17 protein-coding genes and 2 tRNA genes are annotated in these 16,300 nt (G+C 69.9%); 8 read left to right on the forward strand and 11 right to left on the reverse strand.

Translation table 11 applies throughout. The annotated features are described in order from the left end of the window. Window positions 1-7: 7 nt before the first annotated feature. From R8F63_10545 to R8F63_10560, 4 genes are read right to left on the reverse strand one after another with little or no spacing between them, the layout of a single operon-like run. Window positions 8-1,963 carry an acyltransferase family protein gene (locus R8F63_10545; GenBank protein MDW3219038.1) on the reverse strand — a complete coding sequence of 652 codons (1,956 nt, stop codon included), beginning with the start codon at window positions 1,961-1,963 and terminating at the stop codon, window positions 8-10. Window positions 1,964-1,968: 5 nt separating this feature from the next. Next, window positions 1,969-2,799, reverse strand: a complete 831-nt coding sequence (locus tag R8F63_10550; GenBank protein MDW3219039.1) for an SDR family NAD(P)-dependent oxidoreductase — start codon at window positions 2,797-2,799, stop codon at window positions 1,969-1,971. Continuing rightward, a complete protein-coding gene (gene aceK / locus R8F63_10555) occupies window positions 2,780-4,543 on the reverse strand; it encodes a bifunctional isocitrate dehydrogenase kinase/phosphatase (protein MDW3219040.1) in 1,764 nt (587 codons plus the stop codon). The genes R8F63_10550 and aceK overlap by 20 nt, the downstream gene beginning before the upstream one ends. Further along, a complete protein-coding gene (locus R8F63_10560; protein MDW3219041.1) occupies window positions 4,540-5,304 on the reverse strand; it encodes a GntR family transcriptional regulator in 765 nt (254 codons plus the stop codon). Before R8F63_10560 ends, aceK begins: the two co-directional genes overlap by 4 nt. 83 nt (window positions 5,305-5,387) lie before the next feature. Between R8F63_10560 and R8F63_10565 the strand changes: the two genes are divergently transcribed. Further along, complete coding sequence (locus R8F63_10565; GenBank protein MDW3219042.1) at window positions 5,388-5,810, forward strand: nuclear transport factor 2 family protein; 423 nt, start codon at window positions 5,388-5,390, stop codon at window positions 5,808-5,810. 17 nt (window positions 5,811-5,827) lie between these two features. Here R8F63_10565 and R8F63_10570 read toward each other — a convergent pair whose 3' ends face one another. From R8F63_10570 to R8F63_10580, 3 genes are all read right to left on the reverse strand, one after another. Further along, window positions 5,828-6,112 carry a chorismate mutase gene (locus R8F63_10570; protein ID MDW3219043.1) on the reverse strand — a complete coding sequence of 95 codons (285 nt, stop codon included), beginning with the start codon at window positions 6,110-6,112 and terminating at the stop codon, window positions 5,828-5,830. Window positions 6,113-6,193: 81 nt separating this feature from the next. Then, a tRNA-Val gene (locus R8F63_10575) sits at window positions 6,194-6,267 on the reverse strand. Window positions 6,268-6,353: 86 nt separating this feature from the next. After that, window positions 6,354-6,428 (reverse strand) — tRNA-Cys (locus R8F63_10580). 49 nt (window positions 6,429-6,477) lie between these two features. Between R8F63_10580 and R8F63_10585 the strand changes: the two genes are divergently transcribed. After that, window positions 6,478-7,182, forward strand: coding sequence for an alpha/beta family hydrolase (locus R8F63_10585; protein ID MDW3219044.1), 705 nt, complete (start codon window positions 6,478-6,480; stop codon window positions 7,180-7,182). Window positions 7,183-7,192: 10 nt separating this feature from the next. On the opposite strand, the gene R8F63_10590 is transcribed toward R8F63_10585, so the two are convergent. Continuing rightward, a complete protein-coding gene (locus R8F63_10590; protein MDW3219045.1) occupies window positions 7,193-7,384 on the reverse strand; it encodes a hypothetical protein in 192 nt (63 codons plus the stop codon). A gap of 55 nt (window positions 7,385-7,439) precedes the next feature. Between R8F63_10590 and R8F63_10595 the strand changes: the two genes are divergently transcribed. Beyond that, window positions 7,440-8,270 (forward strand): SDR family NAD(P)-dependent oxidoreductase, encoded by an 831-nt coding sequence (locus R8F63_10595; protein MDW3219046.1) that lies wholly within the window; start codon window positions 7,440-7,442, stop codon window positions 8,268-8,270. A gap of 123 nt (window positions 8,271-8,393) precedes the next feature. Continuing rightward, entirely contained in the window at window positions 8,394-9,326 is a 933-nt protein-coding gene (locus R8F63_10600) for a cyclase family protein (protein ID MDW3219047.1), read from the forward strand. Window positions 9,327-9,371: 45 nt separating this feature from the next. Here R8F63_10600 and R8F63_10605 read toward each other — a convergent pair whose 3' ends face one another. Next, window positions 9,372-10,547, reverse strand: coding sequence for a ferritin-like domain-containing protein (locus R8F63_10605; GenBank protein MDW3219048.1), 1,176 nt, complete (start codon window positions 10,545-10,547; stop codon window positions 9,372-9,374). Between the two features lie 134 nt (window positions 10,548-10,681). Between R8F63_10605 and R8F63_10610 the strand changes: the two genes are divergently transcribed. From R8F63_10610 to R8F63_10625, 4 genes are read left to right on the forward strand one after another with little or no spacing between them, the layout of a single operon-like run. After that, window positions 10,682-11,395 carry a hypothetical protein gene (locus R8F63_10610; GenBank protein MDW3219049.1) on the forward strand — a complete coding sequence of 238 codons (714 nt, stop codon included), beginning with the start codon at window positions 10,682-10,684 and terminating at the stop codon, window positions 11,393-11,395. A 33-nt stretch (window positions 11,396-11,428) separates the two neighbouring features. Continuing rightward, window positions 11,429-12,160: a glucose 1-dehydrogenase gene (locus R8F63_10615; GenBank protein MDW3219050.1), complete on the forward strand. Its 732-nt coding sequence runs from the start codon at window positions 11,429-11,431 to the stop codon at window positions 12,158-12,160. Window positions 12,161-12,173: 13 nt separating this feature from the next. Beyond that, window positions 12,174-13,580, forward strand: coding sequence for an FAD-binding oxidoreductase (locus tag R8F63_10620; GenBank protein MDW3219051.1), 1,407 nt, complete (start codon window positions 12,174-12,176; stop codon window positions 13,578-13,580). A 16-nt stretch (window positions 13,581-13,596) separates the two neighbouring features. Then, window positions 13,597-15,126, forward strand: a complete 1,530-nt coding sequence (locus tag R8F63_10625; protein MDW3219052.1) for an alpha-amylase family glycosyl hydrolase — start codon at window positions 13,597-13,599, stop codon at window positions 15,124-15,126. Window positions 15,127-15,132: 6 nt separating this feature from the next. On the opposite strand, the gene R8F63_10630 is transcribed toward R8F63_10625, so the two are convergent. Further along, a complete protein-coding gene (locus R8F63_10630; protein ID MDW3219053.1) occupies window positions 15,133-15,696 on the reverse strand; it encodes a hypothetical protein in 564 nt (187 codons plus the stop codon). A gap of 30 nt (window positions 15,697-15,726) precedes the next feature. Beyond that, complete coding sequence (locus tag R8F63_10635; GenBank protein ID MDW3219054.1) at window positions 15,727-16,224, reverse strand: hypothetical protein; 498 nt, start codon at window positions 16,222-16,224, stop codon at window positions 15,727-15,729. Window positions 16,225-16,300 lie beyond the last annotated feature (76 nt).

Genomic DNA, 16,300 nt, shown 5'->3' on the forward strand with positions numbered 1-16,300 from the left:
GCGGACTCTACGGGGTGGAGTCCGGATCGGACAGACCGGCCGCCGCCTCGAGCGCGTCGGTCAGGAGCGCCGCGGCGAGGCGGGCGCCGGGCTCGGTGAAGTGCACGCCGTCGTGGCGCGCGGGCTGCCCGTCGTCGGCCAGCAGGCAGCCATGGTCCGGCCCATCACCGGGGCAGAGCGCTTCGGCGAAGGCGAACATCGAGATCCGTGGGTGGTCGCGCGCGACCTCCTGCAGGAGCGCGTTGAGACGCTCGGCCCGGGCCGCACTGAACTCGTCGAAGAACGCCGACATCACCGGCTGGGGCATGTGGGCGCCGATGAGCGGCGGCGACGTCAGCACCACGACGGGAGCCGAGGCGGCGAGGTCCCCGAGCAATTCGTCCGCCGACTGCTCCAGCAGATCGGCGAACGCGGCGGACTCGAAATCGACCACCGTGCCGTCCACCACGCGGGACTGGAGATCGCTCAACCCGAACAACGCCACGACCAGGTTCGGCTGCACCGAGGCGACCGTTTCGCGCCACCAGGCCTCGTCGTCCCGGTCGACGAAGGGCCGCTCGCGGGCTTCGCCGAAGTCGGTCGTGGCCCCGGGCACCAACCGGTAGCCCTTGCGGGCGAGGTTCACGAGCTCGATGCGGTCCGGGTCGAACGGCGAGTCGTAGGGCCCGTGGTTCAGGCCCCACGAGACCAGCCCACCGCCGAGCGTCCACGCGGAGCTGTCGCCGATCAGCACGACGACAAGGGGCTCGTGGGCCGCGATCGCGTCGGCGGGCCCCTCCGTCGGCCCGCCGGGACGGGAGCCCTCGATCGCGTCCTCGATCGCCTCGTCGACGCTCACCGCCTCGGCCGGGATCGTCGTGCGGGTGAGGCCGACCACGGCGACGCCGAAGATCGCCATCGCGCCGACGGCCGCCACCACGGGCCGCCAGGCGACCAGGCGGGTGGACCGTCGAATCGGTGTCTCCACGAGGCGGTGGGACGCCGCGGACACCGCGAGCGTCGCGACCACGATCAGCGCGTCGGCCCACGGCCCGGTCCATCCCTCCCGGCGGGCGCCGATCAGCAACGGCCAGTGCCACAGGTAGACCCCGTAGGAGATGGCGCCGAGCGCGACGAGGGGGCGCCAGGCAAGCAGCCGGGCGAGTCGGCCGTCGACGGTGGCCGCCACGAGCACCACCGCGACGACCCCTGCGATCGCCAGAGCACCGCCGCGGTAGAAGCCGTCCCAGCGATCGTCGACGAGCAACACGGCCGCCAGCCAGACCGCCGCTGCGCCCCCGCCGAACCGCACGATCACGGATGGCTTGGCCGCCCGGAGCGGCAGGACGGCGGCGACCGCGGCGCCGACGAGCGGCTCGAAGATGCGCGTGTCGGTGCCGAAGTAGACCCGGCTCGGATCGGCGGCCTCGAACCAGAGGGCCATGAGCACCACCGAGACCGTCCCCACGCCGAGGGCCACGGCGGCGACGCCGCGGCGCCCGGCCAGGCGTAGCGCCGCCCAGGTCGCCAGCGGCCACAGCAGGTAGAACTGCTCCTCGATCGCCAGTGACCAGACATGGCGCAGCATCGACGGGCCGACCACGTCGGCGAAGTACGAGTCGCCGTCGAGGATGAACAACCAGTTGGCGACATAGCCGATCGTCGCGAGCCCGTGCCGACGCATGCGTTCGATCTCGCCGAAGTCCCCGCGGGCATTGACGTAGACCGCCGTGGCCATCACGACCACCAGGACCGCCGGGAGGAGCCGCCGCAGCCGGCGCCCGGCGAACGCGAGCAGGTCGACCCGGCCGGCGCGCTCGTGCTCCTCGAGCAGCAGGCTGGTGATCAGGTAGCCCGAGAGGACGAAGAAGAGGTCGACGCCGAGAAAGCCGCCGGGCACCCAGTCCGGCCGGACGTGATAGGCGACGACAGCCGCGACCGCGACGCCGCGGAGGCCGTCGAGCGCCGCGACGTGGGTGCGCATCCGGCTCAGTCGACCGCCGGGGTCGGAGGCAGACGGCGGTCGAGGAGGGCGTCGAACCGGGTCCGGATCTGGTCCGCGTACGACGGCTTGGTGGCGATGAGGAAGTCGCCGGCGGCGATCCCCGCGAGGACGATCGGCGGCACTTCGGACGGGTCGATTCCCGCCTCGGTCATCTGGAACAGCGACTCACGCACGAACGCGGCGTCGTCGCTCTCGGCCGGCGGTCCGCCCGGACGCACCTGGTCGGTGTGGGCGATGCCGGTGCGGATCGCACTCGGGCACAACACCGACGCCCCGACGGCCGCGTCCACCGCGGCCAGGTCGTGGGCGAGCGTCTCGCTCATCGAGAACGCCGCGACCTTCGAGACGTTGTACGGACCGGAGAACGGCGCGGCCACGAAACCGGCGACGGAGGACGTGTTGACGACGTGGCCCTCCTCGCCGCCCTCCAGCATCCGGGGAACGAAGGAGGTGACGCCGTGGATGATGCCCCACAGGTTCACGTCGAGGGCCCACCGCCAGTCGTCCAGCGATCGCTGCCAGGCGAGACCCGCCTGGAACACGCCGGCGTTGTTGCACAGCAGGTGCACGGCTCCCCAGCGGTCGTAGACGTCGTCCGCCAACTGCTGCACCGACGCCGCATCGGCGACGTCCACCGCCGAGGCCATGACCTCGGCCCCCGCCAGGGCGGCGGACTCCTCGGCCGCGGCGCCGTCGATGTCCGCGGCGGCGACCTTCATGCCCTGCTCGACGAAGTGCGCCACCATCGCCCGGCCGATGCCGGAGCCCGCACCCGTGACGACGGCGACGCGCCCCTCAGTCTGTGTCAGCGGCATGGAAGCGGAGCTCCTCGGGGTAGGGGTAGAAGTCCGGCAGTTGGCCGGCCTCGTGCTGCTTCTGCATCGACTGCCAGAACTCGACGGTGCACAGCTCGGGGTGCCGGGTCTCCATGATCTCACCGACCACCCGCGGCGAGCGGAGGTACGTCTTGAACTCCTCGGGGAACACGTCGTTGGCCTCGACCGGGAACCACGGCTGGTCGGACATCTCGTCCTCGTAGCTCTGGCTGACCGGCATGTGGCGGAAGTTGACGTCCTGCAGCAGGGCGAGCTCGTCGTAGTCGTAGAACACCACCGCGCCGTGGCGCGTGACACCGAAGTTCTTCGGGAACAGGTCGCCGGGAAAGATCGCCGCGGCGGCGAGGTCCTTCACCGCGTGGCCGTAGTCGATCGCCGCGGCGCGGGCCCGCTCCGGCGACATCTCCCGCAGGTACAGGTCCAGCGGGTACAGCCGCCGTTCAGTGTAGACGTGGTGGAGCACGACCTCGTCGTCGGTGATCGTGACGGTTCGGGCGCAGTCGTTGCGCAGCTCGTCGATGAGGTCCTCGTCGAACCGGTCGCGCTGGAAGCTCAGGTTGGTGAACTCCTGGGCGTCCACCAGCCGGCCCACCCGGTCGTGGTTGAACACGAGCTTGTAGCGCCGCTTCACCTCGTCGGGCGTGGTCCGCTTGGTCGGGGCGAAGCGATCCTTGATCAGCTTGAACACGACGTCGAAGGACGGGAGCGTGAACACCGCCATGACCATCCCGCGCGCGCCGCGGGCCCGCTCGAAGCGGGTGTTGGAGTGCTCCATGTGGCGGTAGAGGGCCCGGAAGAGGTTGGTCTTCCCGTGCTGGCTGTAGCCGATCGACGTGTAGAGCTCGGCGACCGGCTTCACCGGCAGCAGCGACTTCAGGAAGCCGACGATCGCGGCCGGGCGGCGGCACAGCACGTGGAAGTACGAACGGGTGTAGCCGAACAGACGACTCGCGTCGGTCTCGGTGAGCAGCACGGCGTCGACGTGGACGCCGCGCTCGGTGTTGAGCAGCGGGATGACGATCGGCGACACCCGGTTCAGCCAGCGGAGCCGGCCGACGAGATAGGCGCCCTTGTTGCGATAGAAGATCGGCCGCAGCACGTCGATCGCGTCCAGATGCCCGTCCCAGATGTCGTCGAGCTGCACGGCGACGCGCGCCGCGACCCGCTCGGCGTCGCCGTCGAGATCCTCGAAATGGGGACCGAGGGGCGAATGCTCGAACACGTCGCGCACACAGTCGACGAGAGAACCCTCCTGGGGGAACGCCCGATACTCGCCGCGCGATCCGTCGTCGGCCGGGAGGGCGGTCGGGCCGAGCCACAGGAACTCCAGGTCGGTGTCGAGCCCGACGATCTCGAAGAGACGGCGGGTGACGGAGTTGTAGAAGGTCTCCGCGAGCTCGAGGTCCATCCGTTCGCCGACCAGGTCGACATAGCGGCGGCGGGCCCGGATCCAGAGCGTTCGCGCCGCGAACTCGTCGTCGGGAAGCACGAGCCGGGCGGCGTCGACCACGCCGTACACGAGCTGCTTGTGGAGACCGAGCCGCTCGGTGGCGTCGCTCTGGTGGGCGAGCCAGTCCCGGTCGAGGAAGCGGCGTGATGCGCGGTGGGTGATGCCGAGGAAGCGGTCGTGGTAGTCCACGAACGCGTCGTGGAGCATGCGGGCGAGCCGCTCGACGGCGGGATCCACGCTCGCCGGATCCGCGGTGGCGTCGAGGGCGCTCACTCGTCCTCCGCGGACATGCGCAGCCCGCCGCTCCCCGCGGCGGACCAGTCGGCGAAGAAGCGGTAGCGGTCACCGCGGATCAGGGTCACGCGCCATTCGATCACGCGATCGCCCAACTGACCCAACCGTTCGACCCGGAACGCGGCTTCGTCGGCCGACGCGCCGAGCACGTCGGCCTCGGCCGCGGTGGGGATGACGGGCGCGATCCGTTCCCAGCCGCGATCCGGCCGGCACTGGCACCGGCGTTCGAGCTCGTCGTAGAGCGCGGTGTGGCTGAAGTCCGCGTCGAGCAGGGGCCGGCCGAGCTCCGCGTCGAGCCAGGCGATGTCGATCGCCAACGGCTCGTCGTCCGCGTATCGGATGCGCTCGAGTCGGAACAGCTCGGCATCGTCGGCCAGGTCCAGTCGCGCCGCGACCTCGGCGTCGGTGGCGAGACCGACCGCGATCACCTCGGAGCGCTGCTCGACGCCCTCCGCCTCGATCGACGTGAAAAGCGAGTAGAGCGCGCCGAGCCGTTGCTCGAAGCGGGGCCGTTCGACCACCGTCCCGCGGCCCCGCACCCGCCGTAGCAAGCCGTCCGCCTGGATGCGCCCGACCGCCTCGCGCACGGTGTGGCGCGAGACGTCGTAGCGGCGGGTGAGCTCCAGGTCGGTCGGGAAGCGATCGTCGAACTCCCCCGCATCGAGCGCTCGGCGGAGTTCGGTCTCGAGCTGAGCCCACAGCGGCAGGTCGCTCGCACGGTCGAGAGGAGAAGAGTCCATCGGGACGGACGGGGTCCGGGCCGTTCACCCTACCGGTGTGCTCGGCGTGCATTCGCCGACGGCGCCGTGCGATCGTGGCGCCGATGACCGGATCCCTCGACCTCGCCGATCGCCAGGCCCTCACGGACCTCGTCGCCCGCTACGCCCTGGCGGTCGACACGCGGGACTTCGCCGACCTCCACCAGGTCTTCGTGGCCGACGCGACGCTCGACACCGGACGCGCGGTGCGGTCCGGGATCGACGAGATCACGGACGCGATGCAGGGGCTCCTGCGCTACGAATCGACGAGCCATGTGCTCGGTCAACACGTCGTGCGGCCCGACGGCGACGGGGCCACCGGCATCACCTACTGCAGTGCGCACCATCTCACGGTCGACGGCGACGTCCGCACCGACACCGTGATGCAGATCCACTATCACGATCGCTACGTGCGCACCGACGACGGCTGGCGCATCGCGGCCCGGCGCCTCGATGTGCGGTGGCGCGGTACCCAGCCGTTGGGTTGAGACGCGCCCGCGGCGGTTCAGTCGCCGTTGGCCGCGTGCTCGTGGTGACGGATCACTTCGGCGATCACGAAGCGCAGGAACGCCTCGCTGAACGCGGGATCGAGATCGGCATCCGCGGCGAGGGCCCGCATCCGGGCGATCTGCTCCTTCTCGCGGGCCGGATCGGCGGGCGGGAGGCCGGCGGCGGCCTTGTGGGCCCCGACGGCCTTGGTGACCTTGAAGCGCTCGGCGAGCAGCAGGATCAACGCCGCGTCGATGTTGTCGATACTGGACCGGTACTGCTCGAGCTGCGGATCGGTCATCGACTGCTCCGGACTCCTACCGGCCAAGGTTGCCGGGAGTACTGGCCCTGCCAATACTCCATGGAACCCGAAGGGTTCCCGTGGGCCGTACAAGAGTCGAACTTGTGACCTCCTGCGTGTCGAGCAGGCGCTCTAACCAACTGAGCTAACGGCCCTGGAGACGGTGACTGTAGCAGCGGATCCTCCCAATCCCGAACGCGATTCGAGGCCGCCGCGGAAGCGACGGCCTCGAACACTGACGAGCGCCGGGCGGGATTTGAACCCGCGACTGTACGGCTTTGCAGGCCGTTCCCTTGGGCCGCTCGGGCACCGGCGCCAGCGGGAGGAATGGTAGCGCCCTCGCCCACGCGTGAGAGCATGATCGGGTGAGCGATTCAGGATCACCGGACGAGGCGCGGCGCTCGCCGCTCGAGATGTTGGGCGTGTTGGCGAAGGCCGACGGCGAGTTCACGGAGACGAGCCGCCTGGTCGAGATCTACACCATGGAGGGCCTGCTGCAGATCATGTGGCACGGCGCGCCGGGTGCGTCCGACGTGGTGCTCATGTGCGGCGGGGCGATGGGCGGAATGCTCGGGCCCGGACGGTCGCTCTATCTGGAGTTGGGGCTCGAGCTGGCCGCCGAAGGGCGCGCCGCGATGGCTGTCGGCTACCGCAAGCCCGGTGATCTCCCCCGCTGTCTGCTCGACACCTGTGCGGCGGCCGACCTCGCCTTGCGCAACGGTGCCGAGCGCTTCGTCATCCTCGGACACTCGTTCGGCGGCGCCGTCGCGATCCAGGCGGCATCGACGTTCACCGCCCACACCGCCGGCGTCATCACCTACGCGACCCAGTCGGCCGGCTGCGAGGAGGCCGCTCGGCTCGGCGACACGCCCCTGCTGTTGCTGCACGGCGAACGGGACTCGATCCTCGGCCCGGAGAACTCCATGATGGTGCAGACGCTCGCCGGCACGGGCGACGTGCGCACCTTTCCCGAGACGGACCACCTCATGGCCGAGGCCGCCGACGAGATCGCGCAGATCACCGGCACCTGGGTACGCGAGACGTTCGCCGCCCACGCGGCACGGTTCTAGCGGCACGGCCCTAGCTCGTCTCGATCTCGTCGAGGAGCGCCCGCAGGTCCTCCTCCACATGGCGCAGCCGGGTGGTGACGTCGCGCAGGCGAGCGAGCAGCGCCATCGCCTCCTCGCGCTTCAGGGCGTCCGCGCCGGCCGGAAGCATCGCCAGGGAGCGGCGGAGGTGTTCGATTTCGTGGTCCCGGTCGAACTGCAGCATCACCGCATCGTAGCGAACGTGTGTTCGCTCGCAAGTCCGTCGTAAGGTGACCGCCATGACAGTGGAAATCGACTTCTCCGGACGCACCGCGCTCGTGGTGGGCGGCGGTGGCGGCGGCATCGGCACCGCGATGTGTCGGCGCCTGGCCGAGGCCGGGGCCGACGTCATCGCGGTGAGTGCCGTGGCCGAACATCTCGAGGCGACGGTCGCGGACGTCGAGGCGATCGGACGTCGGGCGTCCGCCCAGGTCGCCGACGTGACCGACTTCGACGCCCTGCGGGCCGCCATCGACCGGGGGGCCGAGGCGGTCGGGCCGGCCGATCTGCTGGTGAACGTCGTGGGCGGCGCGCCGCCCGAACACTGGCACCGTCTCGACGACTTCCCGATCGAGTCGTTCGATCATCTGATGACGACGAACCTGCGGTATGCGTTCATCGCCTGCCAACACGTGGCCGCGGCAATGATCGACCGCGGTGCCACCGGCGCCATGGTGAACATCTCGTCGATCGCGAGCCGGGGACAGCCCCTGCTGTCGGCCTACGGCGCGGCGAAGGCGGGGCTCGACTCGCTCACCCGCTCGATGGCGATGGAGTGGGGGCGCCACGGCATCCGGGCCAACACCCTCGCGCCGGGCACCATCAACACGCCCCGCTCGGGGCGCGACCCCGACGAGGTCGACCCACTGGCCGAGGCGATCACCCTGCGCCGGCGCGGCCGCCCGGGCGACATCGCCGATGTCGCCCTCTTCCTCCTGTCGGACCTGGCGAGCTATGTCACCGGCCAGACCATCGACGTGGACGGCGGCCCGAGCCGCGGCGCCCTCGACGACCACGACCTCCCCATCTTCGTCACGAACGAAGCCATCCGCACCCGCTTCGAACGCTGACCCCCCCACCCACCGTCCCGCGTTCTGTGAGTAGAAGTCAGCACGGGGTGCTGACTTCTACTCACAGAACACTCAGCGGGGGACGAATGGACATGGGGTCAGACGCCTGTCCATTCTTGGCCCATGACCGATGAGTGGACACCGGATCGCATGCGATCCGTTTTCGAGAGCGTGAAGAACTGGGGCCGGTGGGGTGACGACGACGAAGCGGGTGCGCTCAACCTGATCACGCCGGCCAAGCGGCTGGAGGCGGCGGCTGCGGTGCAGCGGGGCGAGACCGTGAGCTGTTCGCTCCCGTTGGCCGTCCGGCCGGCGGCCGACAACCCCCATCCCGCCCTGCACATGATGGTGCGCGGCGGTGACGACTGCCTGATCCCCGGCACGGACTTCGAGACGACGATGGACTTCGTCGGCGTGGCGTTCCACGGCATGGCCACCAGCCACATCGATGCGCTCTGTCATGTGTTCGTCGACGGCCAGATGTACAACGGCTTCGCCGGCACGGAGGTGAAGAGCACCGGGGCCCGGCACGGCAGCATCATGTGCGCGAGCGACGGCGTCGTGTCCCGCGGCGTGCTGCTCGACATCCCCCGCACGAACGGCGTCGACTGGCTCGACAAGCACCATGCGATCACGATCGCCGAGCTGGAGGCCGCCGAGCAGGCGCAGGGCGTGCAGGTGTCCGAGGGCGACATCCTGCTCGTCGCGACCGGCCGGGATGCGCTGCGTCGCGCCGAAGGCGCCTGGGTGCCCTGGCAGGGACTCGCCGGGCTCCACGCGGAGTGCATCGAGTGGATCCACGACCGCGGGGTCGCCGTCCTCGGCGCCGATGGCGTGTCCGACGCCCTCCCCGGCCTCGGCCTCGACGGCTGGTTCATGCCCGTGCACCAGTGCGCCCTCGTCGCGATGGGCGTGCACCTGCTCGACAACCTCTGCCTGGAGCGACTGATGGCCGCCTGCGCCGATGCCGGTCAGTGGACCTTCCAGTTCACCGTCGCGCCGCTCCACGTCGAAGGCGGCACCGGTTCACCCGTGAACGCCATCGCGATGCTCTGACCGGCCAGCGGGAGAAAGTACGGGGGTCTGACCCCGTGTACTTTCTCAGGCGGAGGCGCGGTCGGCGGCGACGAAATCGAGGTCGTCGTATTCCTCGCCGGTGTCCTCGAGGTGTTCGAACTCGATGACGCCCATCTCCTCGAAGCGCTCCCGCAGCCAGCCCTTCTCACCTTCCTTGGTGACGCCGGCGTCGAGCAGGCCGAGCTTCTTGCAGTTCGGCACGATCTTCGAGAACAGGAGCTGTTGGAAGAGGATGCGGCCGGGGTCCTGCTGGATCAGCGGGATGAGCGGCGCGACGTCGATGTCGTAGCGCTGCCACACCTCCTGCTGGAGGAAGCGGTCCCGCATGCGCACGGCCGCCTCGAACGCGAACTCCTGACGCTCACGGAGCTCGGCGGCGGTGAGGCTGCCGTAGTACTCCTCGAGGCTGAGGACGCCGAACGCCACATGACGGGCCTCGTCGCTCATGACGTAGCGCAGCAGCTGCTTGAGCAGCGGCTCGCTCGTGGTCTGGTGGAGCATGCCGAATGCGGCGAGGGCCAGACCCTCGACCATGATCTGCATGCCGAGATAGGTCATGTCCCAACGGCTGTCGTTGATGATGTCGTCGAGCAGCATCCGCAGGTGGGCGTTGATCGGGTAGTTGCCCTCGAGCTTCTCGTCGAGATACCGGGAGAAGACCTCGACGTGGCGGGCCTCGTCGACCACCTGGGTGGCGGCGTAGTACTTCGCGTCGATCCACGGCACGGTCTCGACGATCTTCGCGGTGCAGAGCAGGGCGCCCTGCTCGCCGTGCATGAACTGGCTCAGGAGGTGGTTCTGCGCCTCGATGCCGAACTCCAGGAACTCCTTGTCGCCCCAGTTCTTCAGCGGCGTGTCGGAGAGGTCGAACGGCGGCGCGAGCTCGTCGGAGCCGCTGATCGCGAGATTCTGGTCGCGGACCATCTTCTCGATGTCGACGTCGAGCTCCCACGGCAGATCGGTGGTGGCGTTCCACTGCGAGGTCTTGGCCTTCTCGTAGAGCTTGTCGAGCTTGGCCCGCTCGCCCTTGTCGTAGCCCCAGGTGAAGATCGCGTCGGCGTTGTCCTGCACCGCATGGACGACGTCGGTCTCGTCGAGGGTGGTGACGGCGAGGATCGCTTCGGCGTCGTTCAGGTCGGCACGGCCGATGATCTGCTCGTTGTCACGCATCTTGCTGCGGATGCCTTCGGTCATCGTCATGGACACGACTCCTTCTCGCCGGAATTCTCGGGGTGCTTACACTGTATGTCTCCGCCGGGGCCAATACCAGACCCTCCGCGACGCGGCCCACCCGCCCTGGTAGCAAAGGCGCACACGACGGCGGAGGTCCACCCGTGAAAAGACTGCTCCTCATCCTGGTGATCGGCTTCGGCGTGGTTGCCGTCGGCTGCGGCGACGACTCCGGCGGTGGCGGCGCCTCGAGCGATCCGGGCGAGGCCGGCGCGGTGGCCACGGCCGACGCGGCGTTCACTGCCCTGTTCGAGAGCCAGAACGCGGAGGCGGCCTACCGCCTCATGTCGCCGGCCTGCCGCGAGGTGATGTCGTTCGGCGACTTCGCCGGCGAGATGACCTTCGGCATGGCGCTCCTGCTCGGCTTCATGGGCATCGAGCCCGACCGTCAGTCCGACATCACGATCGAGAACGTCCGGGCCGTGTCGGTGACCGACGGCGTCGAAGCCCAGATCACGTTCGCGATGATGCTGGACGACCTCGAACTCGGCGACTCGGCCAACGACGACCCGGCGCGCTTCGTCTACGAGGACGGCCAGTGGTGGGCGACGTGCGACGACTTCGACGCCTACCAGCGCGCCAATGCCGTGCCGTGTGACGACCTCCAGGGCACCGCGGTCGACGACATCGACATGGAGGACGGCATCAGCTGCCTCGACGGCGAGGACCTCACCACGATGTTCTTCAGCAGCTACGACTGCTCGGACGGGTCCACGCTGATCCAGACCTTCGACAACCAGTGGTTCGGCAATCCGGGTGGCACCCTCACCAAGGACCAGGCCGCCGGAGATGCGGCCTGGGAGGCCTGCTACTCGTAGGGTCGGCTCCCGACGACGCACGGGGAGCAACCCATGAATCGACTCGATGACAAGGTGGCGCTCATCACGGGCGGCGCCCGGGGGCAGGGCGCGGCCGAGGCCGAACTGTTCGTGAGCGCCGGCGCGCAGGTGGTCATCACCGATGTGCTCGATGCCGAGGGTGAGGCGACGGCCGAACGCCTCGGTGCCGCGTGCGACTTCCTCCATCACGACGTCGGTTCCGAGTCGGACTGGCAGCGCGTCGTGGACGAGGTGGTCGCCCGCCACGGCCGCCTCGATGTCCTCGTCAACAACGCGGGCATCTTCCGCACCGTGGGCCTGATCGAGACGTCGATGGAACTCTGGGAACAGATGCTGACCGTCAACCAGACCGGTGTCTTCCTCGGCATGCGCACCGCCGCGCCGGCGATGCAGGCGAACGGCTCCGGCAGCATCATCAACATCTCCTCGATCGCCGGGCTCGGTTCGGCCTCCATCGCCCATGCCTACGGCGCCACGAAGTGGGCGGTCCGGGGCATGACCAAGTCGGCGGCCGTGGAGCTGGGGCCGTCCGGCATCCGGGTCAACTCCGTGCACCCCGGCATCATCGAGACCGCCATGCTCGAGGAGTTCGGCGAGTTCCGGGAGCTCCTCGCCGGCCAGATCCCCCTCGGCCGCACCGCCGAAGCGGAGGAAGTCGGCAAGCTCGTGCTGTTCCTCGCCTCCGACGACCCGAGCTACTGCACCGGGCACGAGTTCGTCGTCGACGGCGCCATGACCAGCTGACACGCTGGTCGCCGTGTTCGACATCGATCTCGATCGGCTCCGCGCCCTGGTGGGCCCGGCGAACGTGCTCACCGACGCGGCCGCCGCCCCGGCGCTCGTGGACTGGCGCGCGGTCTACGCCGGCGACGCCCTGGCCGTCGTGCGGCCCAGCGGCACCGACGAGGTCGCCGCCGTCCTGTCGTGGTGTGCCGAGCACGACATCGTCGTCGTCCCCCAGGGCGGCAACACCGGTCTGTCGGGCGGCGCCACGCCGCGGGGAAACCGCCCATGCATCGTGCTCTCGCTGCAACGAATGCGGGCGATCGAAGTCGTCGACGCCGCCGGGTGGACCATGACCGTCCAGGCCGGCGTGACGATCGAGGCGATGCAGGACGCGGCTGCGGCGGCCGACCGCCTGTTCGCGCCTGACTGGGGCGCGCGCGGGTCGGCGACCATCGGCGGCGCGATCGCGACGGACGCCGGCGGCAACAACGTCGTGCGCTACGGCAACCTGCGTGACCAGGTGCTCGGTCTCGAAGTCGTCCTCGCGGACGGCCGGGTGTGGGACGGCCTGCGCTCGCTGCGCAAGGACTCCACGGGCTACGACCTCGTCCAGCTCTTCGTAGGGTCGGAAGGCACGCTCGGGATCGTCACCCGCGCCGTCGTCAAGCTCCACCCCGCGCCGACCCACCAGCAGTCGGCCATGGCCGCGCTCACGGGTCTCGACCGCCTCATGGATCTCTTCGCGCTGGCCAAGTCGACGGCAGCGGACGCGCTCGTGGCGTTCGAACTCATGCCGGAGACGGGCGTGGCGAAGGTGTGCGACACCTACGCACTCCCCCACCCGATGCGCGAGCGGGCCGAGTTCTACGTCCTCACCCGTTTCGCCGGCGCGGACGACGTGGCCGACCGGCTCGCCGCGTTCCTGGCCGAGGCGAGCGCCGCCGGGCTCGTCACCGACGCCGTCGTCGCAAGCACCGCCGACCAGGAAGAGCGGCTGTGGACGATTCGTGACGAACTTCCGCCGATGGGCCTCTACCCCCACCACAACAAGGGCGTGAAGCTCGACACGGCGGTGCCCATCGAGCGCATGGGTGAGTACCACGACGCGGTCCGGGCCGTGGCGGCCGAGCTCGTCCCCGATGCGGTCGCCTACGGTTTCGGCCACGTGGGCGACGGCAACCTCCACATGACAGTGCTGCCCGCGACGGACGACGACGTGGAGGCCTTCGCCGCGATCAAGCCCGAGCTGGTGCGCCGCATCGACGAGATCACCTTCTCGATGGGCGGCACGATCAGTGCCGAGCACGGCGTCGGTCAGGAGCTCCGCTCCCGCGTGGCCGCGCAGAAGCCGGCGATCGAGTGGGAGTTGATGCGGGCGATCAAGACCGCCCTCGACCCCGATGACCGCCTGAACCCCGGCGTGCTGCTCCCCGAGTGACCGCTAGGTTCGCCCCATGACCCGACCGTGGTGGCAGGACGCCGTCGTCTACCAGATCTATCCCCGCTCCTTCGCCGATTCGAACGGCGACGGCGTGGGCGATCTCCGCGGCATCATCGACCGGGTCGACCACATCGCCGAGCTGGGCGTCGATGCCGTCTGGCTCTCCCCCATCTTCCGATCTCCGATGGCCGACCACGGCTACGACGTGGCCGACTACTGCGAGGTCGACCCCGTCTTCGGCACGAACGACGATCTCGACGACCTCGTCACCGCGCTCCACGACCGTGGTCGGCGACTGCTGCTCGACTGGGTGCCCAACCACACGTCGGATCAGCATCCGTGGTTCGTCGAATCGCGTTCGTCGCGCGACAACCCGAAGCGCGACTGGTACGTCTGGCGCGACCGGAGGCCCGACGGCTCGCCGCCGTCGAACTGGCGCGCCGCGTTCTCCGACGTCCCGGCGTGGACCCATGACGACGCGACCGACCAGTCCTACCTCCACCTCTTCCTCCCCGAGCAGCCCGACCTGAACTGGGCCAACCCCGAGGTCGAGGCGGCGATGCACGACACGCTGCGCTTCTGGCTCGACCGCGGCGTCGACGGGTTCCGCGCCGACGTCGTGCACCTGATCGGAAAGGGCACGGACGTCGATGACCTCCCCGAGAACGAGGCGAAGGCGCCGGTGATCTCGGTCGACCGGCCCGAGGGGCACGAACGGCTACGACGGATCCGCACCCTGCTCGACAGCTACGCCCACGATCCGATGATGGTCGGCGAGGTCTACCTCCTCGGTCCGGGCGAGACGGCGTCCTACCTCGGCGATCCCGACCGCGGCCGGGGCGAGCTCCATCTGTCGTTCGACTTCCGCCCGCTGCACACGCCGTGGGACGCCGCCGCGCTCCATGCCGCGATCACCACGACGCAAACGGAGTTCCCCGAGGGCCGGTGGCCCACCTGGGTCCTGTCCAACCACGACCAGACCCGCCATCGCAGCCGCTACGGCACCGATGCGCGGGCCCGGGCCGCGGCGGTGCTCTCGCTCACGATGCGGGGCACACCCTTCCTCTACGCAGGCGAGGAGTTGGGCCTGACGGATGCAGACGTGCCGCCCGACAGGCAGGTCGATCCCGCCGGCCGCCGCGACGGATGTCGGGCCCCGATCCCGTGGACGACCGACGGCGACGCCGAGACCGGCCACGGCTGGCCGACCATGCCGTGGCTCCCGTTCCCGACCAACGCCGCCACCAACGCGGCCGACGCCCAGGTCAACGATCCGGATTCCGTGCTCGCCCTCTACCGGCGACTGCTCCAGCTGCGACGAGGCAGCACTGCCCTGCGCGCCGGCACGATGACCCTGGCTCCGCTCGACGGCGACGTCCTGCGCTATCGCCGCAGCGCGGGCGACGAGCATGTGGACGTCGTGGTCAACCTCGGCACCGACCCGGTCGCCATCCCCACCCACCTCGACGGCCGCGTCGTCATCCGCACCTCCGGCCACGGCGACGAGCTGATCGCGCCCGACGAGGCGATCGTCGCGATCTGACGAGGATCACGAACCGGGTCGAACGTGGCCCGCGATCAGCTCCGCGGCCTGCTCCGGGTCGACGGCCGACGTGTCGATCGTGAGCTCGGTGCCCGGCAGGGCCGACGCGTCGAACGAGGCGAGGATCTCGCGCAGGCGCACGGGGTCCGTGAGCTTGTGGTGACCGCGCCGCGACTCGCTGCCGACACGCCCCTCCAACTCGGAAGCCTCGCCGGTGAGGTGAACCAGGACGGTCCGCCCACCCGCGTTCGCGACCCCGTCCTGGACCCGGGCCGCGAACGACTCGAAGCGCTCGCGGCCGTCGTCGCCGCCCCATGCCGAACTGTTGGTGAAGATCAACGAGGTGCCCTCGGCGATCGCGGTCGCACACACATCGATGCGCAGCCGCTCGATCACGGCATTGAATCCCGGCGTCCCGAGCCCGAAGATCGGGCGTACCGCATTCACGCTCAGGTGGTTGTGGAACAACGCCAGCCCCGTCCGCTCCGCCACGCGCTCGGCGACCGTCAGCTTCCCGACCGCCGGCGGCCCGTACAGGTAGAGCAGCGTCGGCAGTTCGTCGCCTGGCATGGTCTGCCCGGTTCTCGATGCCGGCCGGATCTAGCCCGAGACCAGCAGGACGTACACCACGGGCCCATCCGCTTGCGCGCCCGGGTCGTGGTCGGGGGTGATCGTGATCGACTCGATTCTGTCGCTGTCGACACGTTGGAAGACCACGACGTCGCCGACCTCACCCTTGGACCACTCGCCGTTCCCGCTCGTCCACGCGTCGTAGAACGCAACGATCCGGTCGACGTCTTCGTTCGCGTAGTAGAGCTGCCGCTGCCCGCTCATGGAGATGCCGGCATCAGCGAGCGCATCGAGCACCAGCCCGTCGGGGGCCGCGATCGGGAAGTCGTCCCCCACGTCGGCGGTCCCGCTGCTCGAGCCGTCCGAGCCCTCCGAGCCGTCCGAGCCGTCCGCGGCGTCGCCGCCCGTCGCGCCAGGATCCGGCGAGGGCGATCCCGAACTGCCGCCGTCGTCGCCGCACCCGGCCAGCCCGAGGAGCGCCGACACCGCGAGCACCGCCAACCAACGTGATTTCCAAGTCGCCGTCATGTCGCGACTGTAGCGAACGCCACGTGCGCGGTGCCGGGCGGCATCGTCCGCACGGGGTCTCCGGCTTGGCATTCCC

Source organism: Acidimicrobiales bacterium, from assembly GCA_033344915.1.
Taxonomy (GTDB): Bacteria; Actinomycetota; Acidimicrobiia; order Acidimicrobiales; family Aldehydirespiratoraceae; genus JAJRXC01.

Bases quoted from the DNA above. Each gene is read 5' to 3' on its own strand.
- R8F63_10545 (MDW3219038.1), bottom strand. From the start codon at position 1,963: ATGCGCACCCACGTCGCGGCGCTCGACGGCCTCCGCGGCGTCGCGGTC.
- R8F63_10550 (MDW3219039.1), bottom strand. From the start codon at position 2,799: ATGCCGCTGACACAGACTGAGGGGCGCGTCGCCGTCGTCACGGGTGCG.
- R8F63_10560 (MDW3219041.1), bottom strand. From the start codon at position 5,304: ATGGACTCTTCTCCTCTCGACCGTGCGAGCGACCTGCCGCTGTGGGCT.
- R8F63_10565 (MDW3219042.1), top strand. From the start codon at position 5,388: ATGACCGGATCCCTCGACCTCGCCGATCGCCAGGCCCTCACGGACCTC.
- R8F63_10570 (MDW3219043.1), bottom strand. From the start codon at position 6,112: ATGACCGATCCGCAGCTCGAGCAGTACCGGTCCAGTATCGACAACATC.
- R8F63_10590 (MDW3219045.1), bottom strand. From the start codon at position 7,384: ATGCTGCAGTTCGACCGGGACCACGAAATCGAACACCTCCGCCGCTCC.
- R8F63_10595 (MDW3219046.1), top strand. From the start codon at position 7,440: ATGACAGTGGAAATCGACTTCTCCGGACGCACCGCGCTCGTGGTGGGC.
- R8F63_10600 (MDW3219047.1), top strand. From the start codon at position 8,394: ATGACCGATGAGTGGACACCGGATCGCATGCGATCCGTTTTCGAGAGC.
- R8F63_10605 (MDW3219048.1), bottom strand. From the start codon at position 10,547: ATGACGATGACCGAAGGCATCCGCAGCAAGATGCGTGACAACGAGCAG.
- R8F63_10615 (MDW3219050.1), top strand. From the start codon at position 11,429: ATGAATCGACTCGATGACAAGGTGGCGCTCATCACGGGCGGCGCCCGG.
- R8F63_10625 (MDW3219052.1), top strand. From the start codon at position 13,597: ATGACCCGACCGTGGTGGCAGGACGCCGTCGTCTACCAGATCTATCCC.
- R8F63_10630 (MDW3219053.1), bottom strand. From the start codon at position 15,696: ATGCCAGGCGACGAACTGCCGACGCTGCTCTACCTGTACGGGCCGCCG.
- R8F63_10635 (MDW3219054.1), bottom strand. From the start codon at position 16,224: ATGACGGCGACTTGGAAATCACGTTGGTTGGCGGTGCTCGCGGTGTCG.